The sequence below is a fragment of the Gordonia sp. LMA167 genome, from assembly GCF_058130025.1.
The window spans coordinates 2,440,768-2,461,179 of record NZ_CM176708.1 but is presented as its reverse complement, the minus strand read 5'-3'; the positions used below and the strand labels follow the sequence as shown (position 1 = coordinate 2,461,179).

General features: G+C 65.8%; 19 protein-coding genes. 13 read left to right on the top strand and 6 right to left on the bottom strand.

All coding sequences use genetic code 11. The annotated features are described in order from the left end of the window. Positions 1-8: 8 nt before the first annotated feature. From ACVT6V_RS11090 to ACVT6V_RS11070, 5 genes are read left to right on the top strand one after another with little or no spacing between them, the layout of a single operon-like run. Complete coding sequence (locus tag ACVT6V_RS11090; protein ID WP_119032179.1) at positions 9-806, top strand: enoyl-CoA hydratase/isomerase family protein; 798 nt, start codon at positions 9-11, stop codon at positions 804-806. Further along, complete coding sequence (locus ACVT6V_RS11085; protein WP_489899797.1) at positions 803-1,993, top strand: acyl-CoA dehydrogenase family protein; 1,191 nt, start codon at positions 803-805, stop codon at positions 1,991-1,993. Before ACVT6V_RS11090 ends, ACVT6V_RS11085 begins: the two co-directional genes overlap by 4 nt. After that, positions 1,990-2,907, top strand: coding sequence for an acyl-CoA dehydrogenase family protein (locus ACVT6V_RS11080; RefSeq protein ID WP_124708147.1), 918 nt, complete (start codon positions 1,990-1,992; stop codon positions 2,905-2,907). Before ACVT6V_RS11085 ends, ACVT6V_RS11080 begins: the two co-directional genes overlap by 4 nt. A 20-nt stretch (positions 2,908-2,927) precedes the next feature. Beyond that, a complete protein-coding gene (locus ACVT6V_RS11075; protein WP_119032182.1) occupies positions 2,928-4,175 on the top strand; it encodes an acyl-CoA dehydrogenase family protein in 1,248 nt (415 codons plus the stop codon). Then, a complete protein-coding gene (locus tag ACVT6V_RS11070; RefSeq protein ID WP_489899796.1) occupies positions 4,172-5,296 on the top strand; it encodes an acyl-CoA dehydrogenase family protein in 1,125 nt (374 codons plus the stop codon). The genes ACVT6V_RS11075 and ACVT6V_RS11070 overlap by 4 nt, the downstream gene beginning before the upstream one ends. A 423-nt stretch (positions 5,297-5,719) precedes the next feature. Here ACVT6V_RS11070 and ACVT6V_RS11065 read toward each other — a convergent pair whose 3' ends face one another. Then, positions 5,720-6,853, bottom strand: coding sequence for an acyl-CoA dehydrogenase family protein (locus ACVT6V_RS11065; protein WP_489899795.1), 1,134 nt, complete (start codon positions 6,851-6,853; stop codon positions 5,720-5,722). Between the two features lie 99 nt (positions 6,854-6,952). Between ACVT6V_RS11065 and ACVT6V_RS11060 the strand changes: the two genes are divergently transcribed. Continuing rightward, on the top strand, positions 6,953-8,176 hold the full coding sequence (locus tag ACVT6V_RS11060) for an acyl-CoA dehydrogenase family protein (protein ID WP_489899794.1): 1,224 nt from the start codon (positions 6,953-6,955) through the stop codon (positions 8,174-8,176). 46 nt (positions 8,177-8,222) lie between these two features. Here the strand turns inward: ACVT6V_RS11060 and ACVT6V_RS11055 are convergent, their stop codons facing one another. From ACVT6V_RS11055 to ACVT6V_RS11035, 5 genes are all read right to left on the bottom strand, one after another. Continuing rightward, on the bottom strand, positions 8,223-9,275 hold the full coding sequence (locus ACVT6V_RS11055; protein WP_489899793.1) for an acyl-CoA dehydrogenase family protein: 1,053 nt from the start codon (positions 9,273-9,275) through the stop codon (positions 8,223-8,225). Then, positions 9,275-10,429, bottom strand: a complete 1,155-nt coding sequence (locus ACVT6V_RS11050; RefSeq protein ID WP_489899792.1) for an acyl-CoA dehydrogenase family protein — start codon at positions 10,427-10,429, stop codon at positions 9,275-9,277. Before ACVT6V_RS11050 ends, ACVT6V_RS11055 begins: the two co-directional genes overlap by 1 nt. A 105-nt stretch (positions 10,430-10,534) precedes the next feature. After that, a complete protein-coding gene (locus ACVT6V_RS11045) occupies positions 10,535-11,686 on the bottom strand; it encodes a thiolase family protein (protein WP_005199478.1) in 1,152 nt (383 codons plus the stop codon). Beyond that, positions 11,683-12,144, bottom strand: a complete 462-nt coding sequence (locus ACVT6V_RS11040) for a Zn-ribbon domain-containing OB-fold protein (RefSeq protein ID WP_005199479.1) — start codon at positions 12,142-12,144, stop codon at positions 11,683-11,685. The genes ACVT6V_RS11045 and ACVT6V_RS11040 overlap by 4 nt, the downstream gene beginning before the upstream one ends. Before the next feature lie 38 nt (positions 12,145-12,182). After that, positions 12,183-13,097, bottom strand: a complete 915-nt coding sequence (locus ACVT6V_RS11035; RefSeq protein WP_489899791.1) for a VOC family protein — start codon at positions 13,095-13,097, stop codon at positions 12,183-12,185. 265 nt (positions 13,098-13,362) lie between these two features. Here ACVT6V_RS11035 and ACVT6V_RS11030 point away from each other — a divergent pair, with 265 nt between their 5' ends. From ACVT6V_RS11030 to ACVT6V_RS11000, 7 genes are all read left to right on the top strand, one after another. Further along, positions 13,363-14,115, top strand: a complete 753-nt coding sequence (locus ACVT6V_RS11030; RefSeq protein ID WP_489899790.1) for an enoyl-CoA hydratase-related protein — start codon at positions 13,363-13,365, stop codon at positions 14,113-14,115. A gap of 81 nt (positions 14,116-14,196) precedes the next feature. Further along, entirely contained in the window at positions 14,197-14,895 is a 699-nt protein-coding gene (locus ACVT6V_RS11025) for an SDR family NAD(P)-dependent oxidoreductase (protein ID WP_005199482.1), read from the top strand. Further along, positions 14,895-15,818 carry an SDR family NAD(P)-dependent oxidoreductase gene (locus tag ACVT6V_RS11020; protein ID WP_005199483.1) on the top strand — a complete coding sequence of 308 codons (924 nt, stop codon included), beginning with the start codon at positions 14,895-14,897 and terminating at the stop codon, positions 15,816-15,818. The genes ACVT6V_RS11025 and ACVT6V_RS11020 overlap by 1 nt, the downstream gene beginning before the upstream one ends. 9 nt (positions 15,819-15,827) lie before the next feature. Continuing rightward, positions 15,828-17,051, top strand: coding sequence for a CaiB/BaiF CoA transferase family protein (locus ACVT6V_RS11015; RefSeq protein ID WP_489899789.1), 1,224 nt, complete (start codon positions 15,828-15,830; stop codon positions 17,049-17,051). Beyond that, a complete protein-coding gene (locus ACVT6V_RS11010) occupies positions 17,048-18,226 on the top strand; it encodes a thiolase domain-containing protein (protein ID WP_124708157.1) in 1,179 nt (392 codons plus the stop codon). Before ACVT6V_RS11015 ends, ACVT6V_RS11010 begins: the two co-directional genes overlap by 4 nt. Next, on the top strand, positions 18,223-18,645 hold the full coding sequence (locus ACVT6V_RS11005; protein ID WP_489899788.1) for a Zn-ribbon domain-containing OB-fold protein: 423 nt from the start codon (positions 18,223-18,225) through the stop codon (positions 18,643-18,645). Before ACVT6V_RS11010 ends, ACVT6V_RS11005 begins: the two co-directional genes overlap by 4 nt. Before the next feature lie 13 nt (positions 18,646-18,658). Continuing rightward, positions 18,659-20,359 (top strand): thiolase C-terminal domain-containing protein, encoded by a 1,701-nt coding sequence (locus ACVT6V_RS11000; protein WP_489899787.1) that lies wholly within the window; start codon positions 18,659-18,661, stop codon positions 20,357-20,359. Positions 20,360-20,412: the final 53 nt, after the last annotated feature.

Below are 20,412 nucleotides of genomic sequence, written 5' to 3'. Positions count from 1 at the left end.
AGAGAACGATGCAGAATCCTGCTTGCTCCGAACTTCTGATCGAGTCACGGGGCGCCCTGCGCATCGTGACCCTCAACCGTCCGGAAGCGATGAACGCCACCAGCGAGACCCTGCACGACGCACTCGTCGCCGTATGGCAGTACCTGGCAGAAGATCCGGACGCTCGCGCAGTGGTGCTGACGGGTGCCGGAAAGGCGTTCAGCGCCGGCGGCGACTTCGATCACTTCGTCGAACTGTGGGACGACAAATCCATGCGGCGCAAAGAGATCGACAGTGCGGGCAAGCTGGTTCGGGAGATGTTGGAATGCCCCCTGCCGATCGTGGCGGCGATCAACGGCCCGGCGGTGGGTCTCGGCGCCAGTCTGGCGGCCTGCAGCGACATCGTCCTCATCGCCGAGTCGGCATACCTGTCCGACCCGCACGTCGGGGTGGGTCTCACGGCAGCCGACGGCGGTGCCCCGACATGGCCGTTGCTGATGAGTATGCTGCGCGCAAAAGAATACCTGTTGACCAGCGCACGAATCCCGGCACAGCAGGCAGTTGAGATCGGCCTCGCGAACCGGGTCGTGGCCGACGGCGACGTGCTGACCGAGGCCATCGCCCTCGCGGAGAGGATCGCGGCACAGCCGGCACATGCCGTCCAGAGCACGAAGCGCGCGCTGAACATCCACATGAAGCGGGCCGTCGCCGGGGTCATCGAATATGCACTCGCCGAGGAGTACGCCTCGTTCGATACACCCGAACATCACGAGATCGTCAACAAGTTCCTCGCGCGCAGCCGGTCGCGTGCGGCCGCATCCTCATGAACCCGTCGAACGTCGCGGGACAGGCTGCGGATCATCGCGAGTTCGCGAAGCAGTTGCACGCCGAGCTCGCAGTGCCCACATCACCCGACGAGTCCGACCGATATGCGCGATGGCGCAACACCCGCTACGCGACCGAAGAAGAACAGATCGCCGCCGACGCCCAGCTGATGGCAGAGCTCAACGGATCGGGCTGGAATCGTTTCGGCTGGCCCGCGGAGGTCGGCGGCCTCGGCGGCGACGTGCGTCATCGCGCGGTGCTCTACGAGGAGCTGGCAGCGGCCGGCGTCGCGATCCCGCAACCCACGCTGCTGCTCGAAACCCTCGGACCACCGTTGGTGAAGTTCGCACCGGCGCTCGCTGCCGATCTGCTCCCTCGCGCGCTCGCGGGTGCCGAATGGTGGGGCCAAGGGTTCTCCGAGCCCGAAGCGGGTAGCGACCTCGCGTCACTGCGCACCCGTGCCGTCCGCGACGGCGACCACTATGTCGTCTCGGGGCAGAAGCTCTGGACAAGTCACGGCGACACCGCCTCCCGATACGTCTGCCTGGTGCGGACCGGCACCCCCGAGTCTCGCCACCGCGGGTTGTCGATGATCGTGATCGACCGTGACCTCCCCGGCGTCACGGTCCGCCCGATCGCCATCGCGAGTGGTCGCAACAAACTGGCCGAGGTGTACTTCGACGAGGTACGCGTCGGCGTTGATCGCCTGGTGGGCACGGAGAACGGTGGTTGGGCTGTGGCAACCTACCTGCTGCAGTTCGAGAGGTCGGTCTACGCATGGCAGTCGGCCGCGACCGCTTTCGGACGGTTCCGCGCACTTGTCGACGCTGCCAACCAGAACTCGCAGGCCGACGGCCTCGTCTCGCGGATCGGAGCCCTGTACGCCGACCTGGTCACGTTGCGTGCCCGCAGCGCAGCGACTCTGCGCAGGCTCGCCGACGGAGCTCCCGTCGGCCCGGAGGCGAGCATCGACAAGATCGCACTCGCGCGCGTGGAGATCGGACTGTACGACCTCGCCGCCGACCTCCACGGCACCGACTTCCTGTTCGGCGATTCGGCCGAGATGAACGAATGGCGCGACGAATGGTGGTACAGCCGATCGGCCACGATTCTCGGTGGGTCGGCGGAGGTGCAGCGCACCATCCTCGCTGACCACGTGCTCGGACTACCGAAAGAGACTGTCAGATGAGTGTTCTCGACGCCGAGACCACGGCGACCATTCGCGCATCGTTGGAACAGGTCTTTGTCGGCGAACCCTCCGCCATCACCGACGCACTCGGCGAGCTGGGCTGGTCGGAGGTGGTCGAGGCCGACCCGGTAACCGCGCAGACACTGCTCTTCGGCGCACAGGGCCGGGCCCTGGCGGCCAGCAGGTTGCTCGATGAGGTCGCCCTCGCAGCCCTCGATGAGGGGTTCACCGTTGACAGAACCGCCGTGGCCTACGGTGACATCCTCCTCGGTGCCGTGGAAGACGTCGACACCATCGTGCTCCTCGACGTCGACCGCGCCGCTGTGGCGACGGCGGCCGACGCCGGCACGCACGTGCGGAGCTCGTCGGGATTCGACCCTGGTGGGAGCTGGCAGGTTCTCGATCGCGCCGAAGTCCCATCTGTACCCCTCGAACTCGACCCGGACGCTGTCGCAGCGGCTGTGGCCGCGGTGCGACTGGCGCTCACCGCAGAGATCATCGGCGCGTGTGAGACCGCGCTCGAGATGTGCGTCCGGCACACGACTGCGCGCGAACAGTACGGAAGGCCGCTCGCCACCTTCCAGGTCGTGCGACATGCACTCGCCGAATCGCATGCGGCAGTGGAACTCACCCGGGCCACTCTGACCGGGGCTCAAGACGCCGACCCCGCGCTCGCACCGCTGGCAGCGCGCGTCGCCAAACACCGGGCCGGCGCGACCCACGCACTCGTGATGCGGCACGCCATCCAAGTGCACGGCGCGATGGGTCTCACCCTCGAGAGCGACGTGCACCGCGCTGTCACACGTGCCGCCGCGCTCGACTCGCTGATGGGTTCCCATCACCATCTCGCCCGACAACTCGGCCACGACCTCGTGTCCGGTGCGCAGCCTCCGCTGCCGATCGTCGAAATCTGACCAGTGAACCGGGAGGACACATGACCACCATGAGCGCGCCTGCGGACGTGACACCCGAATCTCTCACCCAGTTCGTTGATGAGGCACGCACCTTCCTGGACCGTCACGCCGAACGACGCTCCCCCACCGCGCTGTCCTGGGGTGAGGGCGACGACCACACCGGCTATTTCTCCGACGATCCCCCGGAAGTAGAACGCATGAACGTCGACGCGGCCCGCCGGTGGCAACGAACGCGCTACGAGAACGGCTTCGGATGGATCACGGGGCCACTCACATACGGCGGCCGCGAGCTCACTCCCGTCCACGAACTCATCTATGACCAGATCGAAGCCGGATACGCGGTGGCCGACACCGGCGTGCTTTCGCTCATCGGCCTCGGCATGATCGGTCCGACCATCCTGACCCACGCCCGCGATGACATCAAGGAGCGCTACCTCCCGGCGATGTATCGCGGCGATGCGATCGCGTGCCAACTGTTCAGTGAGCCCGGCGCCGGTTCCGATCTGGCCGGCGTGCGCACCAGAGCCGAGCGCATCGACGACGGCTGGGTACTGCGGGGACAGAAAGTCTGGACGTCGGTCGCCCACCACGCCCAACTCGGGATGGCTCTGTGCCGCACCGATTCTGATGCTCCCAAACACAAAGGAATCACGGCGTTTCTGGTCGACATGTCGTCACCGGGCGTCGAGGTGCGTCCGCTGCGCCAGATGAGTGGCGGCGCCGAGTTCAACGAGGTCTTCCTGACCGATGTCCGCGTCCCCGACAGTCATCGTCTCGGAGAGGTCAACGGCGGATGGCGGGTCGCGTTGACCACCCTGATGAACGAACGTGCCAGCGTCGGTGGCGAGAGTTCGTCGACCGGTGTGGCCAGGGTTCTGTCCGACGGCTTCCTGGCTTCCCTGCTCCGCGCGACCGGACACCGCACCGACGGCGCCGCACGCCGTCGGCTTGCGGAGATCACCGCCGATCTCACCGCTGCGGAGTATCTCAACCGCCAGACGCTTCGCAAGCTCCGCGCAGGTGCCGAGCCAGGCCCGGAGGCATCCGTCTCCAAAATGCTGTGGGCCCAGAACCTCACGCGCGTAGCACATTTTGCTGCCGAACTCGTCGGACCGAAGCTGACCGCCGATACCGGTGAGTGGGGAACGTTCTCATGGAACGAACTCCTGCTCTCCACCCCGGCATTCCGCATCCTCGGCGGCACCGAGGAGATCATGAAGAACATCCTGGGCGAGCGGGTCCTGGGGCTACCGAAGGAACCGTCATGAGCGAGCACAGCATCAGTGCCGAGGAACTCCAGGATCTGCGTTCAACGGTGCGCGACATCCTCGCCGAACGCTGTGACGACTCCGCGGTCCGGTCTGCGGTGCAGACCGAGCGGGGCTTCGATGATTCGCTCTGGCGGCTGTTGGCGAGCGACATCGGAGTACACGCGTTGGCGATGCCGAAAGAGTTCGGCGGAGACGGTTTCGGGCTGACCGAACTCGGCGTGGTCCTGGCGGAGATGGGCGCCGCACTGATGCCCGGTCCTTTCCTGTCATCTGTCGTCGTCGCCGGTAGCGCTCTACTGGCATCGGGTGACAGCGCGGCCCAGGCCACGCACCTACCGCGCATCGCGGACGGATCCACCATCGCCACTCTGGCTGTGGTCGAGTGCGACGGCTTATGGCGCACAGAGGGTTTCGCTGTAGCCGGTGAGGCGGACGGTTCGGGTTGGGTCATCACCGGCCAGAAGGCCTTGGTGCCCGATGGCGACGCCGACCTCATCCTGGTCGCCGCGACGACGCCGGCCGGGCCGTCGCTGTTCGCCGTCGAGGCAGGGGCAGCCGGATTCTCGCAGACACCGCTTCGAACTCTCGACATCACCCGGCCGATCTCGCGATTGTCCTTCGACCGAACACCCGCGGTCCTCGTCGGTGCACAGGGCGATGCATCGCGAATCCTGGCCGCAGTACTCGACCGGTCCACTGCTGCCCTCGCCGCTGAGCAGGTCGGCGCCGCCAGGACGTGTCTGACGATGAGTGTGGCCTACGCCAAGGAGCGTGAGCAGTTCGGCCGCAAGATCGGTTCGTTCCAAGCGGTGAAACACAAACTCGCGGACATGTTCGCGCGGGTCACTCTTGCCGACGCCGCCGCGACCGAGGCGCTACGTGCGGCCGATGGTCACGACGACGCGCCGCTACCGGCCGAGGCAGCTGCCGTGGCGCATTCGGTGTGTTCGGACGCGTTCATGTTCGTGGCCGCGGAGACCATTCAAGTGCACGGCGGGATCGGATTCACCTGGGAGCACCCGGCACACCTCTACTTCCGGCGAGCCAAGGCTGACCAGTTGATGTTCGGGGGCCCATCGGTTTATCACGAGCGACTACTCGATCAGATCGGTGTGTAACATTCTTCGAAGGATCTCGCGGCCGTGACATTCTCACCGAACAATTATCGAACAGCGCGGGTTGAATGCGATTACACATATAAATCGCGGACGCAGATCCATTTCCCGGTGAGAGTATTCACGTCCCATAAATAACCAACAGTGTGCGGCTATTGATTTTCCCAAATCGACTCGACCCATTCTTTATCGAGAGGATCCGATCGGGTTGATTCGACGTGGCAATGTCGATTTCGCAGTGAAGCTCGCTTGGTCACAGCGTTCTCATGGTGAGTCAGGGTGCCCGGGTCTCCCGATCTCGGATTCGCCGTGTCGCTGACCGCCGGTCGCCGCCAGCGAGAAACGACCACCGCACCAAACTCCCACGCGTTGTGGAGATGATGCGGTGGTCGCCACGGCGTCCATGTGGGCCGGCCGGATTCGGTGTCAGGAAGCCGCACCGAGGATCGGCTCGAGCGGGTCGCGGCCCTCGTCGAAGACGAGGTCGGCCAGCCGCGCGACCTCGGCATCCATCCCGCCCGCCAGCAGCTGCGTGGCTTTCGCCCTCTTGAGGAAGAGCTGCGGCAACGCCTCCGCGGTGAACGCGACGCCGCCGTGGATCTGCATGGTCGAGGCCGCCGCGTCGAAGCCCGCTTGCAGACAGTAGGCCGTCGCCGCCTCGGCGATCAGCCCGCGTTGCTCGGGCTGCTCGTCCCACGCTGCGAAAGCCGCTGCCACCGAGGCGGAGGCGGCCTGAGCTGCCACGAACATGTCGGCGCAACGATGCTTGATCGCCTGGAAGCCGCCGATAGCACGGCCGAATTGCCTGCGGCTCTTGGCGTACTCCACCGAAAGGTCGAGGCAGGCGGCGATCTGCCCCGAAGCCTCCGCAGCCAGCGAGAGTCGGAGCAGCGCTCGGGCGTCGTCGAGCACCCGATCCACCTCGGCGATCTTCAGTGGTTCCCCCGACACGTGGTCGAACCGCATCTGCACCACCGGTCGCGTCTCATCGAGGCAAGGAAGTTCCTCGATCACCAGCCCCGGCGAATGAGCATCAACCAGGACGACGACCGACTCACCGCCTCGGGTGGCGGTGACGAGAAGATCTGTCGCGAGGTCCCCGTCGATGACGGCAGCCTTGCTTCCGGTCACGGTGGGACCCCCCGGACCGTTCTCGAGCTCGGTGCGTGCCGCGCCGCGCACGTCGACGTCGGCAAAGGCCACCCGATCGACTCCCGCGGCCACGCCGGCGATGACATCGGCAGCCCGCCCGGAGTCGTCGTGCCCCAACAGAAACGGAGCGACTGTCGCCGACGACAGGTACGCAGTGGGCAACAGCACTCGCCCAGCCTCCTCCAGGAGGATTCCCAACGCCGTCGCACCGGCACCGGCCCCCCCGCGTTCCTCGGCGATCACGAGCCCCGGCAATCCCAATTCGACGAGCCGGTCGCGCAACTGCTCATCGCCACGACGACCTTCGGTCACCAGGTGTCGGGTGGTCTCGACCGGGGCGACGCGCGCGAGCCCATCGCGAATCATCGTGCGGAACTCCACCTGCTCTTGGTCCGACATCAGTTCCATTTATGGTCACCTCTTCTTATTTCTACAATAGACTTATATCATTGATTTCAGCTGACTGACAGCGTGAAAAGATCAGCTCGAACCGCTAGGAGATAATCGATGACAACTACCCGTCCCGGGGAGACACCAGGCTTCCGTGATGAGGTGATCGAGTTCCTGCGTGACGAACTCCCCACCGATTGGCAGGGCGTCGGCGCTCTTCCGGCCGGCGAACGTGAAGGCTTTGTCGCTTCGTGGCGCAAACTCGCCGGGTCCCGCGGATACCTGGCGGTCACCTGGCCAGAGGAATACGGCGGTCGCGGGCTCGGCAAGGTCGACCATCTTGTCGTGGTCGAGGAGTTCTCCCGCGCGAAGGTTCCGGTCGGCACACCCGGCGACACGGTCTCGATCAAGATGCTGGGCAACACCATCAACAAGTGGGGCACCGACACACAGAAGGCACAGATCCTCCCACGGATCATCTCCGGCGACGATGTCTGGTGCCAGGGATACTCCGAGCCGGAGTCCGGATCGGACCTCTCGAGTCTGCGCACCCGCGCGGCGCTGCGCGGCGACGAGTGGCATATCGACGGCCAGAAGATCTGGACGTCCAACGCTGCCAACGCCAACTGGATGTTCTTGCTCGCGCGTACGGATCCCGCTGCCGCGCGGACCAAGGGCATCACCATGCTCATCATGCCCATGACACAGCCGGGTGTAGAGGTGCGTCCGATCACCATGCTGTCCGGCGCCAGCGACTTCTGCGAGGTGTTCTTCACCGACGCGGTGACCCCTGCTGCGAACGTGGTCGGATCTGTCAACGATGGCTGGACCGTGGCCAATTCCCTTCTGACACATGAGCGGGGCGAAGAGGCCGCGGTGAATCCGGTCCTGTTTGCGCACGAGTTCGCGCGTGTCCTGGCGCTGGTCCGCGAGCGCGGCGCCGATCGCGACCCGGCCATTCGCGCGCGGATCACCCGCTCGTACACCGAACTGAGCGCGATGAAGGCGATGGGTGACCGGATCCTCGATGCCTACATCCGGGACGGATCCCTGGGGCCCGCGGCGTCGGTCTCCAAGCTGTACTGGAGTGAATACCATCAACGGCTGTCCTCGATCGCGGTCGACGTTCTCGGACAGGACGCCCTGTACTGGGTTGGCGACCCGCCCATGCGCTGGTTCCGCGCCGACGATCCGGGAGCGCCGAACACCTCTGCGTCCTGGTTGTCGATTCACCTGCAGAATTCGTTGGCGGGCACCGTGTATGCGGGCACGTCGGAGATCCAACGCAACATCATCGCCGAACGTGCACTCGGCCTCCCTCGCGAGTCGCGACAGTCCTGAGGCGGTTCGGCCGGGCCGGCCTCCCCACAGGGGTGGCCGGCCGGAGTCACTTGACCAGAGCCGCCCAGGCACCATCGCCTTCACCCGGGACGAGTTGGCAGACCCGTAGGTCCCAATCACGCGTTGTGCCGTAGTCGTTGCGCCACGACAGCACCGGTTGGGTCAATCCACGGAGCGGATGCTCGAGTGTCGTACCGATCGCACCATGTACCTGATGCGCATTACGAACAACGACGCCCGACGCTGTGCCGAGAACAGAGCGGGCGATCGCAACCGCACGCTCCAGTTCGTCCAGGCTCGCGCCCGATCGGCCGAGTGAGGCAAGTGAGGTGAGGGCGGCATCCGTGGCGATGTGGGCGAGGGCCGACTCTGCCGCAGCGTCGGCGACCAGATGTTGGACGGCCTGGAAACGCGCGAGCGGCCGGCCGAACTGGCGTCGCTCGGTGACGTGCCGGACGCACAGGTCGATGATCCGGTCCAACGCTCCGGTGGCCTGTACCGCGCGCATCAAAGCGGCACGAAGAAAGAACTCCCTGGCCAGATCGGCACCGATGAGCGTCCCCACGCCTGCCGATGCTGTCATCGTCAACCGATCCCGCGGCCGGCCGGCCAGATCGGTGGCGGCCTCGAGCCGACATGAGGACACCGGGATGTCGGCGATCTGCCACGCATCGAAGGCCGCGTCACCCGAAGGCCTCAGCACCAGTATCCGATCCACCTGGCTCGCCCACGGCACGGCACGGTCGGTGCCGTAAACATCAAGGCGCGCTATGGTTCTTATCCCGGATCCACAGCTGATTCCCGCCCTTGTGGCGAGCAGCCCAGCCAACGCGTCATGCTCTGCGATCGGCAGCGGCACCGCGTATCGAGCAGCCGCTCGCAGCAGTTCCGCGACTGTCCACACGTCTGCGTCGTCCGCCGAGGCGAGGTCGGTCAAGCCGAGCTCATCCAACCTCGCCCACAGGTCGCGGTCGAGTTCGAGAACCACGCCCGGCGCGGGACGCCTCGAGTGCCAGTCGGCGAACACGTTGTCGAAGAGGTCGGCCACATCCGGGTCGACCCGGCCGGTATGTCTCGACGTCGGATGAAGCGAGGTCATCAGCGCATCCCCCAACCGCGGGCAACCACGCCCCGCAGGATTTCGTTTGTGCCGCCCCGCAGAGTGAATCCCGAACGCTGGGCAAGGGCGTCGGCGGTCAGCTCACGCACCGGCTCGCCGAGTGGAGACGAACCAGCGTCAAGTCCGTACGACCCGGCCAGTTCAGCGATATCACCCTCGTGCGTCGTGCCAAGGATCTTCGTGATGGCCGCGGCGAGGTCCACCGACTCGCCGCGTGTGAGACCATCGGCGATGGCAGCGGAGAACTCGTGTAGCGCTGCCGTTCGTGCCAGTGAACGCCCCAGTTGCGCAGTCGTTTCCAACGTCCCGTCGGCGACGGCTCGCGCCATGGCGGCCAGCAACGGGAACGTACTCAGAAAGCGCTCCGGTCCACTGCGTTCGTAGCCCAGTTCCGATGTCACCTGCTCCCAACCGGCGCCGATGGTGCCGAACACCCACTCGTCGGGAACGTGAACCTCGTCGAGATAGACCTCGTTGAAGTGGTGCCTGCCGTCGAGGGAGAGAATCGGTCGGATCCGCACACCCGGCGCGCGGAGATCAACGATGAATTGGCTGAGCCCGCCGTGTCGGTCCCCCGGGTCCACCGCAGCCGTGCGCGCGAGGACGATGAAGTAGTGCGCCCGGTGCGCGCCGGACGTCCAGACCTTCGCTCCTTGGAGCAGCCAACCATCATCGCAACGAGTGGCACGGGTCCGGACCGAGGCCAGGTCGGAACCGGAGTCGGGCTCACTCATTCCGATCGCGAAATAGGTGTCACCGGAAGCAATTCCGGGGAGCAACGCGTGTTTCTGGAACTCGGTGCCGTACTTGAGCAGCGACGGCGCGATCTGCCGGTCCGCGATCCAGTGGGCGGCGAGGGGGGCTCCGGCGGCGAGCAGTTCCTCGGTCACCACGAACCGCTCGAGGAAGCTCTGACCTCGGCCACCGTAGTGTACCGGGATGGTCATTCCCAACCAGCCACGCTCGGCCAGCGAACGACTGAAGTCCTCGTCCCAACCGGTGAGCCAACTGTCGACCTGGCCGACGAACCGCCCGGCCGCGGTCTCCTGCGAGATGAACTCGCGTACCTCTCGTCGGAGATCGCCCATCGCCTGGTCCTCGTCGACCGCCGACGGCATCGCGGGACGATTCATCCGACGACCCCCGCGGCCGCTACCGCCCAGTCTTCGCCGCTGCGGGTGTGCCAGGGGTCGGCCGACAGCTGCTGTCGCGCCGCCCTGACGCTGCACGCACCCATGTCAGGTCGACAGAATCGTCACGGCCGCGGTACCCGGGGCTCCGTACAGCTGGGCGTAAGCGACAGTCGCGCCGTCGACCTGCCGGTCCCCGCACCGTCCGCGCAGCTGGTTCGTGAGCTCCCAGATCTGGCGCAGACCCGAAGCCCCCACCGGTTCGCCGTTGGCGAGCAGGCCCCCGTCGGTGTTGATCGGCAGCGGACCGCCGATCTCGGTGGCGCCTTCCGCGATCAGCTTCTCCTGATCTCCGTCGGCGCAGAAGCCGTTCTCCGCCATGTGAATGATCTCGGAAGCCGCATCGGTGTCCTGCAGCTGAATCACATCGACATCCCCCGGCTCTATCCCCGCTTGCTCGTAGGCGGCACGGGACGCGTACACCGTCGGAGAATCCTCGGATTCGAGCGGCAGCGATGGCATCAGCAGTTCGAACGCCCCGTCACGGCGCGAGAACAACGTGCTCGCACGCAAATACACCGGCGTATCGGTGTATTTGTGCGCATCCTCCGCGCGGCAGAGCACCGCTGCCGCCGCACCCTCGTCGGGCCCGCAGTACATGTATTGGCGCAGTGGATAGTTCAGTACCGGGCTGGCCAGTATCTCCTCGACGCCGAGCTTCTTGTTACGCCACGCGACCGGGTTGACCGAACCATTGGCGAACGCTTTCGCTGCCACCTTGGCCAGGGTTGTCTCCGAGATGTCGTGGTCGTGCAGGTAGCGCGTGGCTTTCATACCGAAGAAGTGGGTGGTGAGGAACAGACCGAGTTCGCCGTACCATTCCGGAAGCCCGGATACCGAGGGGTGGTCGGAGAACGCGCCGCGGGGATGTTTGTCGAGCCCGACGGCCACAGCGAGGTTGGCATCGCCGAGACGGAGCGCATTCGCCGCCTGCGCGAGAGTGTTGCCGCCCGATGCACATCCGGTGAAGGTGGAACGTGCCGGTATTCCGGTCATTCCCAGCAGGCCGGTGATGGCCTCCGGGTTCTTGACCTCCATGCTCGATGCCCAGAGTACGTCGACGTCTTCCCATTTCGCACCCGCGTCGCCGAGCGCGTCGATGACGGCGTCCTCGCCCATCTCGAGTGCGGACTTCGAGGGGTAGCGGCCGAACGGATGGAGTCCGACGCCGATGATCGCGATATCTGATGGAGTGCTCATACCGAGGTTTCCTCACTTGTCACAGGGGCGAAGGCGTACATCATGGTCGGCGTGCCCTGGGCATTCCTGGCGAACGGGAGAATCACCAATTCCATCTCCTGCCCGATCATGAGTTTCTCCGGGTCCGGCTCGGTCAGCCGGGCTTGGACGCGCAGGGCGCCGGGCAGTTCGATGTAGCCAACGGTGAAGGGCTGGAAGGTCTTTGCGTCGTCATCGCCGGCGTACGGGGGTGAGGTGGGCCGGAATGCCTGAGTGGTGAACGTCCAGAGCGTTCCTCGACGCGGCAACTCCACACGCTCCTGCTCCTCGCGGACCCCGTTCACCAGTCGGTGACTCCGGTAGGGGAACGTCAGCTTTCCGTCCGATCCTTTCGCGGCGATGAGTGCGGGCCGCTCGGCCGGCCAGGTGAACAGATCGGGCGCCACCGGCACGGTCGCCTCGGCACTGGTCTGGGTCATCGGGGTCTCCTCTGGTCAAACGTGGAACAACAAGGGGGTCAGCATGGTTGGGTGGGTCTACGCACCTCGCTACGCGGACGGGAAACGAGCTCGACGACCGCGCCGTCGGGATCAGCCAGGAACAGCACGGTGAAGCCACCGGTCGGCGTATCGACCATCGGGATGAACACCGGTTCCGGGATGTCCGCGCCCAGATCGAGAAGGGCGTGGTGGGCCCGCACGACATCCTCGACCGCGAGCGCGATGCGATAGAGGCCGGCGGTGTTCGCATGCCAATCGGGCCTCACCGCGCCGGGATCATGACGGAATTCGATCGAGAAAGTGGGATCCTCGGCCGCGACGAGACTCAGCGCCCCCGCCGGTGCATTCGGGACGGGTTCGAAACCGAGCTGCTGCCACCATGCGGCAGTGCGCTCGAGATCGCTGCTGACCAGCCGGACGTGAGAGAACTTGGCACCCTCGGGCTCATCGACGACCGCACTGGGATCGACGTGGATCAGCTCGACGGGGCCACCGGCGGGATCCGACGCCATCCATGCGGCCACTCGTCGGCCCCGGACCACAACCTCGGTCATGTCGGTGTCGCCCGGCGACAACGCTGCGGGCTGGGGCGTACGCAGACCGATGGCCTCGAACCCGAGTGTGTGGGACTTCGTTGCGACCTCCCGCGCGGCCACGGGGGGCTCCCTCCAGCCGACGAGCTCGATTGCCGGCGCGGAGCGCGGCCCGCGACCGTCGTAGTGAAATGCGGTGATGCTCGACGTGTGCTCGCCGAGTCCGAGGGGTCTGCCGTCCGTGTCGTCGGAGACCGACCGCATGCGCTCGACCAGGCCGAGGCGGGTCAGAAAGTCGGCGGATTCGGCCAGTACCGGAGTGTTGACGTTGCAGTGCAGAACTGCATGCACACGTCGGTCGAGGGCGGTCGTCTCGAGTTCGTGGTCACTGATGGTCATCGCGGTCATCTCCTACTCGCGTCCAAACCTCGACGTCCTCGCAACGCCGCTGGTTCAGCAGCCTAGAATAACTTGACACTTGTGACAACTGTGTGCGACGCCATGCCGTTACAGCGAGCCAGCCCCTTGACATAGCCCAGATTCGTCGAGAACGGTGCAGCACCCTCCCGGCGAAGCGGGTCGCTGATAGCTCCAATATGATGGCATTTGACACTTTAGTCAAGTACACTACAGCCAGGATTCGCCGCGCCCACGGAAGAGACTCATGCCCCTTGTACTCGTCGCCGACGACGGACCAGTCCGCACCATCACACTGAACGCACCCGAGCGACTCAACGCGCTCGACCTCGACGTCCTGGCCGAATTGCGAGAGGCGATCGACGACACGGCCAACACGTCGACGGTCGGCGCTGTCGTCGTGACCGGCGCCGGCCGCAGTTTCTGCTCCGGCGCAGACCTGACCGGCATGTTCGGTGATCTCACCCGACCCACAGAGGAGATCCGCGACCACCTCAAAGGCGTCTACGCGTCCTTTCTCGGCCTCCGAGATCTGACCGTGCCCACGATGGCGGCAGTTCATGGGCCGGCGATCGGCGCAGGTCTGAACATCGCGCTCGCCTGCGACATCATCGTCAGCGGCCCGCGCGCTCGCTACGGACCCACCTTCGCCGAGATCGGCCTGCACCCCGGTGGAGGGTGCTCCTGGATGTTGGTCGAACGCATCGGCCGGTCCCGCGCGATGGCGGCCTTGCTCGAGGGAGCGATCATCGCGGCCGACCACGCTCACGAGATCGGACTGTCGGACCTCCGGGCCGACGACCCGCTCGCCGAAGCATTCCGGCTGGCCTCCCGATACGCGCGGCGCGCCGAACTCAGCAGTGCCATCAAGCGCTCGGTCGATACGGCAACCCACGCGGGATTCGCCGACTCCATCGACGTCGAGGCCTTGGCACAAGCCGAATCCACCACCAACGAGACCTTCCGCAACTTCCTCGTGGAGTTCGCCGCCCGAACCTGACCGCGCGCCGACCGTCCGGGGATCGCGCACCTACAGCTCTCACATCGCTACAGCCCACCAACAGAAGAGGATCCGATCCGAATGCCCAGAGCGCTACTCATCGGTGCCACAGGAACTGTCGGGCGCGCCGTCGCTGAAGTCCTCTGTTCACGAAACTGGGACGTCGTCCTCAGCGCCCGCACTGGGCAGCGTCTCGACGACTTGTCGGCCTCACTCCCGTCCGGACAGGTCACCACGCAACCCTGCAGCGTTGAATCCACTACCGAGACAGACGCTCTCGCAGACCGGTGCACCGCAGCGTCCCTGGACGCCGTGGTGGTGACCACCGCAGCCTCCTGGAACCCGCGCCCAATCGCCGAGCTGGATTTCGACATCATCAACGATGTCTTCGAACGTGACCTGCGACTGCACGTGAACGCGGCACGAACCTTCATCCCCCGACTCTCGCCCGGTGCCGTCTACCTCGCCACCGGCGGCGGCATGGCCGACTTCACGTTCCCCGGCATGGGGCCCATGTCGATGACGCAGGCGGCACAGCGAGCGTTGCTGCGGTCCTGGCACAAGGAGGGAAAGACGTCCGGTATTCACATCCGCGAGCTGTTGATCGCCGCGATGGTGCGGGGACACGGCCCGAACGATGCACGCGAGGGCTCCCTGACCGCCACCGAGGTCGCCGAGCACCTCGTCCAAGTGGTCGAGAACCCGCTCGACAACCCCGGCGCGGTCGTCACCATCGACCCGTCGTCGCGCACCACACACTCGTACACCGGAGGAATCTGATGGGACTACTCGACGACCGCGTGGCGATCGTGACCGGCGGCGGCCGCGGTCTGGGCCGCGCACATTCTCTCGAGCTCGCCGCACAGGGAGCAACAGTCGTCATCGTCGACCCCGGTGTCGGACTCGATGGGGCACGAGACGCCGAGACACCCGCACACTCTGTTGTTCGTGAGATCGCCGAGATCGGCGGCAAGGCAGAGGTCGCCGAACTGTCGGTCACCGACTACGACGCCATCGGAGACCTCGTTCGAACAGTGGTCGCTGCACACGGCGATGTGCACGCCGTGATCAACAACGCCGGCATCACCCGCGACAAGATGATCACCTCGATGGAAGAACGCGACTTCGACGATGTCATCGCCGTCCACCTGAAGGGCACCTTCAACCTCATGCGGCACGCCGCCGGTCACTGGCGCGAGCGTGCGAAAGCCGGCGACCGGGTCACCGGTCGAGTCATCAACACCACCAGCGGCTCCGGCATGCGCGGCAACATCGGGCAGCTTGCTTATGGCGCAGCCAAGTCCGCGATCGCCAGCGCCACCGTCGTCGCGGCCATGGAGCTGCAACGTTACGGCGTCTCGGTGAATGCAGTGTCGCCGGTGGCGCGCACCAGGATGACCGAAGCGGTCGGCGGGCTTCTCGCCGAGGTCGAGCCAGGGGCATTCGACACGTTCGCGCCCGAGAACTGTTCGCCCGTGGTGGCGTACCTGGCCAGTGAGCAGGCCGGCTGGATCACCGGCCAGATCATCCGCGTGGACGGCAACCGACTCCGCATCTACGAACGATGGAGCCTTGGTACACAAGCGTTCTCGCTGTCGGAGGAGCGCGCGCTGCGCACCGACGAGATGGATGTCGCGCTGCGCTCGCTGTATGGCGCGATTCCGCTCGGGCTCGGCGACCGACGCCTGCAGGACAACGAATAGGAGCACGCTGTGGCTACGCATTCTGCCGACCTACTCACCGGCGTGCGCATCGTGGACTTGACGACCACGTTCATGGGCCCGTACTGCACCATGCAGCTCGCACGTCTGGGGGCCGACGTGGTCAAGGTGGAGGATCCCAAAGGGGATGTGGTTCGCGGCATCCTCGATCACGACGGGACGGGCCTCGGGCCGATCTTCCTGAGCGCCAACCATGGCAAACGCAGTCTTGCCGTGGATCTGAAGAAGGAGCGCGGGTGCGACCTGTTGTTCGAACTCGTCGCGGCCGCCGACGTCTTCGTCTCCAACATGCGGCCCCGTGCGCTGGAACGCCTCGGGATCAGCACCGAGGCGATTCTCGACCGGAATCCGCGCTGTATCGTCGCCAATCTCGTCGGCTTCGGCGCGGGCGGGCGATATGACGGAACAGCCGCCTATGACGACGTCATCCAAGCGGTCAGCGGCATGGCCTCGGTGCAGGGCGGACCAGAGGGGCCGCCCACCTACGTGAAGTCGGCGATCGCCGACAAGACTGTCGGGTTGGTGGCGGCGAACTCGATTCTCGCCGCTCTGTTCAGTCGCGAACGCACGGGTCGCGGGTGTGCCATCACGGTACCGATGTTCGAGACGATGGCCGCGTTCAACCTTCTCGACCACCAGGGGGCCCGGACCTACGATCCACCCCGTGGCGACACGGGCTATCCGCGCCTCATGTCGCCGTTCCGGCGCCCATACGCCACCAGCGACGGCTACCTCGGCGTGGTCGTCTACACCGACCGGATGTGGCTGTCCTTCTTCGATCTCATCGGCCGTGCAGAGCTCACCGACGACCCGCGCTACCGAACGATCACCGGGCGCACGCAGCACATCGACGAGCTCTACGCCCTCGTCGATCACGAACTGCGCAAACATCCGTCGGCGTATTGGGAAAAGGCGCTCGCCGGCGCCGACATCCCGGTCATCCCGGTCCGGTCCCTCGACGATCTGCTCGACGACCCGCACCTGACCGACGTCGACTTCTTCGAATCTGTCGACCATCCCGTGGCCGGGCCGCTGCGCCTCGCGCCGTACCCCGCCAGCTTCTCAGCCGGCACCGGCGCCGGCGTGCGACCGGCGCCCACCCTCGGTCAGCACAGCCGCCAGGTGGCGGCCGAACTCTCCCTACCGCCCGAGACCATCCAATCGCTGATCGATGACGGCGTCCTGGTCGAGACGACGATCGGAGTCCACTCATGATCCCTTCACTCAACGGTTCGGCAGTCATCGTCGGCGCCTACGAGCATCCGGGTCGAAAGCTCCCTGACCACACCATCGCGCAGGTCCACCGCGAGGTGATCCTCGGTGCGCTCGCCGATGCGGGGCTGGCGCTCGCCGATGTCGATGGCTTCTTCTGCGATGCAACGACTCCCGGCCTGGGCCCGGTCGACATGATGGAGTACCTCGGCATCGAGTGTCGCGTGACCGCCTCCGGCGAACTCGGCGGCGCAACCTATGTCGCCTATATCGGACAGGCTGCCGCCGCCATCGCTGCCGGTCATTGCCGAGTCGCGGTGATCAGCCTGGCCGGACTGCCCAGCCAGGCGAGTACCAAGAGCGCAGCCCTGGCGTTGCCTCCGGGCCCCGTGGCGAGCTTCGAGAACAACGGATTTCGGGGCGGCTACGGTCCGGTCGCCGACTACGCACTGGTGGCGCGACGCCATATGCACGAGTTCGGCACCACGTCCGAACAACTCGCCTGGATCAAGGTGGCGGCGTCCGAGCACGCCAAACACAACCCGAATGCGAAACTCCAGGAGCCGGTCACCGTCGAGCAGGTGCTGGCCTCCCCCCTCGTAGCCGATCCACTGCACGTCATGGACTGCTGCGTGATGACTGACGGCGGTGGTGCGCTGGTCGTGGTCCACCCTGACATCGCACGGGACCTCGGAAGGCGCGGAGCCATCCTGCGGGGCTACGGTGAGGCGCACAAGGATTCGATGCTCGGGCAGATCGACCTGACCTACTCGGCCAACCGGCGCGCCGGGGAGCAGGCCTACGCGGAGTCCGGGCTCGGGCCACAAGACATCGGCTACCTGTCCCTGTACGACTCGTTCACCATCACCGTGCTGCTCGCGCTCGAAGATCTCGGCTTCGCCGAACGGGGCCGGGGCGGGCGATATGTCGAGAACCTCGGTCTCACCGCGGCGGGCGGGCGAGTGCCCGTGAACACCGACGGTGGCGGGTTGATGAACAACCACCCGGGAAATCGCGGCGGAATGACCAAGACGATCGAAGCGGTCCGGCAACTCCGCGGCGAGGCCACCCCTGCCGTACAGGTCCCCGACCTCGAGTTCGCACTCGTGGCGGGAACCGGATTCCGACTCTCTCAACGGCATTACAGTGCCGCAGCCGTATTGGAGCAATACCCATGACCACCTACTTCGAGCGAGGACTGCCCACCGATCAACCGGCCTTCGACCCCGAGACCGCACCGTATTGGGATGCCGCACGGGTGGGACACCTCGTGCTGCCGTTCTGCGAGGCCTGTCAGCAGTTCTTCTGGTACCCACGAGGATTCTGCCCCCGCTGCGCCGGCGATTCGCTTGCGTGGCCTGAGGCGACCGGCCGCGGCGAGGTGTACAGCTATTCGGTCGTCAGACGCGCCTTCGGAGAGTGGGCGGAGTACACGCCGTTCGTGATCGCCTGGGTTACCCTCGATGAGGGGGTCACGGTGCTGACCAACATCATTGGCTGCTCCGAAGACCAACTCGCCGTTGGCATGCCCGTCAAGGCAGTGTTCGAGTCGGGCTCTGACGCTGATCTACCGGCACTGCGCTTCACTCCTGCCTGAAGGGACCTGTCCGATGTCGCAACACACCGGTTCCGCGGTCGACGCGGCCACCGAGACTCCGATCGTCGACACCGGGCGGGTGCTTCCGCAACCGACCCTGACAAGTGCGGAGTTCTGGGCCTCCGGCGCCGACGGCATCCTCCGGATCGCCCAATGCAGCTCCTGCGGCCGGCGCACACATCCGAAGCCGCCCGTCTGCCGCCACTGCGGGCACGAAGATGTGCCGATGACTGGTACCAGCGGCCTCGCGACGGTTGTCGGATTCACTGTCAACACCCAGCAGTGGCTGCCACGGTTCCCTCCTCCGTATGTCGTCGCCATCGTTGCGCTGCAGGACGACCCGGATGTCCGCCTGACCACCAATATCGTCCACTGCGCGCCGGAGACGCTCCGCATCGGCATGCCGGTGCGGGTCACGTTCGAGCACGCCGCCGACGACATCTGGCTCCCGCTGTTCGAGCCCGACCCGGACCGCGACGACGCCGTCCTCGATGTCCCCGACCCCTCATCGACACACACCAACCTACGGCCGAGGGCATCCACGACGAAGTTCGAGGACAAGGTCGCAATCACCGGAGTGGGCCAGTCGCAGATCGGACGACGACTGATGGTTGACCCGCTCTCCCTGACCATCACCGCCTGCCGGCAGGCGGTACAGGACGCGGGACTGCGCTTCGCCGACATCGACGGTCTCTCCACGTACCCGGGCGCAGCACCGGCCGGCATGTCGGAGGGAGGCATCATGGCCATGGAAGACGCCCTGGGCATCCATCCCACGTGGGTCAACGGTGGTGGAGAACTTCCCGGCCAGAACGGGTCCATCGTCGCAGCCATGCTCGCGGTCGCATCGGGATTGTGCCGGCATGTGCTGTGCTTCCGGACAGTCTGGGAGTCAACATATTCAGAGCTGTCACGAACCGGGCAATGGCACATCCCCGAGCAGCGCGCAACCGGAATGCTCGAAGAACGCGCACCCTACGGGGCGATGTCGCCGGCGAATTGGATCGCCTGCCATGCTTCGCAGTATCTGCATCGCTACCACGTCGACCGTGAGGTCCTCGGCTGGATCGCGGTCAATGGGCGAAACAACGCATCCGCGAACCCTGAAGCCGTCTATCGCGAGCCGATGACAATCGACGACTATCTCGGTGCCCGAATGGTGTCGTCACCATTCGGCCTGTACGACTGCGATGTTCCCTGTGATGGAGCGGTCGCGGTAGTCGTGTCCGCGATCGAGACCACCAAAGACCTCCCCGGCACTGCGGTCCGCGTCGAGGCGGTGGGCACCCAGATCACCGAGCGAATCTCCTGGGATCAAGGCACGCTCACGCACCTGCCCCAATCGCTGGGCCCGGCCGACCACCTGTGGACTCGAACCGACCTCACCACCGACGACGTCGACGTCGCGATGCTCTATGACGGATTCACCTTCAACGCCCTGTCCTGGCTCGAAGGACTCGGCTTCTGTGAGTTCGGGGGCGCCGAGGATTTCATCGATCGCGGACGAGGTATCGCCATCGACGGACCGCTACCGGTGAATCCGCATGGCGGGCAACTCTCCGCTGGACGTACGCATGGCTACGGGCACTTCAGGGAGGCGGTGCTGCAATTGCGAGGGCAGGCACCCGGCCGGCAGGTCGATGACGCACACGTCGCGGTCGTCACCGCAGGTGGCGGAGTGCCATCCGGAGCCATCCTGCTCCGCGCCGAGTGACAAACCACTGTTGTGGAAACCGCGAACGTTCCGTACCAGACCGACAATCGTCG

Bases quoted from the DNA above. Each gene is read 5' to 3' on its own strand.
- ACVT6V_RS11090 (WP_119032179.1), top strand. From the start codon at position 9: ATGCAGAATCCTGCTTGCTCCGAACTTCTGATCGAGTCACGGGGCGCC.
- ACVT6V_RS11085 (WP_489899797.1), top strand. From the start codon at position 803: ATGAACCCGTCGAACGTCGCGGGACAGGCTGCGGATCATCGCGAGTTC.
- ACVT6V_RS11080 (WP_124708147.1), top strand. From the start codon at position 1,990: ATGAGTGTTCTCGACGCCGAGACCACGGCGACCATTCGCGCATCGTTG.
- ACVT6V_RS11075 (WP_119032182.1), top strand. From the start codon at position 2,928: ATGACCACCATGAGCGCGCCTGCGGACGTGACACCCGAATCTCTCACC.
- ACVT6V_RS11070 (WP_489899796.1), top strand. From the start codon at position 4,172: ATGAGCGAGCACAGCATCAGTGCCGAGGAACTCCAGGATCTGCGTTCA.
- ACVT6V_RS11065 (WP_489899795.1), bottom strand. From the start codon at position 6,853: ATGGAACTGATGTCGGACCAAGAGCAGGTGGAGTTCCGCACGATGATT.
- ACVT6V_RS11060 (WP_489899794.1), top strand. From the start codon at position 6,953: ATGACAACTACCCGTCCCGGGGAGACACCAGGCTTCCGTGATGAGGTG.
- ACVT6V_RS11055 (WP_489899793.1), bottom strand. From the start codon at position 9,275: ATGACCTCGCTTCATCCGACGTCGAGACATACCGGCCGGGTCGACCCG.
- ACVT6V_RS11050 (WP_489899792.1), bottom strand. From the start codon at position 10,429: ATGAATCGTCCCGCGATGCCGTCGGCGGTCGACGAGGACCAGGCGATG.
- ACVT6V_RS11045 (WP_005199478.1), bottom strand. From the start codon at position 11,686: ATGAGCACTCCATCAGATATCGCGATCATCGGCGTCGGACTCCATCCG.
- ACVT6V_RS11040 (WP_005199479.1), bottom strand. From the start codon at position 12,144: ATGACCCAGACCAGTGCCGAGGCGACCGTGCCGGTGGCGCCCGATCTG.
- ACVT6V_RS11035 (WP_489899791.1), bottom strand. From the start codon at position 13,097: ATGACCATCAGTGACCACGAACTCGAGACGACCGCCCTCGACCGACGT.
- ACVT6V_RS11030 (WP_489899790.1), top strand. From the start codon at position 13,363: ATGCCCCTTGTACTCGTCGCCGACGACGGACCAGTCCGCACCATCACA.
- ACVT6V_RS11025 (WP_005199482.1), top strand. From the start codon at position 14,197: ATGCCCAGAGCGCTACTCATCGGTGCCACAGGAACTGTCGGGCGCGCC.
- ACVT6V_RS11020 (WP_005199483.1), top strand. From the start codon at position 14,895: ATGGGACTACTCGACGACCGCGTGGCGATCGTGACCGGCGGCGGCCGC.
- ACVT6V_RS11010 (WP_124708157.1), top strand. From the start codon at position 17,048: ATGATCCCTTCACTCAACGGTTCGGCAGTCATCGTCGGCGCCTACGAG.
- ACVT6V_RS11005 (WP_489899788.1), top strand. From the start codon at position 18,223: ATGACCACCTACTTCGAGCGAGGACTGCCCACCGATCAACCGGCCTTC.
- ACVT6V_RS11000 (WP_489899787.1), top strand. From the start codon at position 18,659: ATGTCGCAACACACCGGTTCCGCGGTCGACGCGGCCACCGAGACTCCG.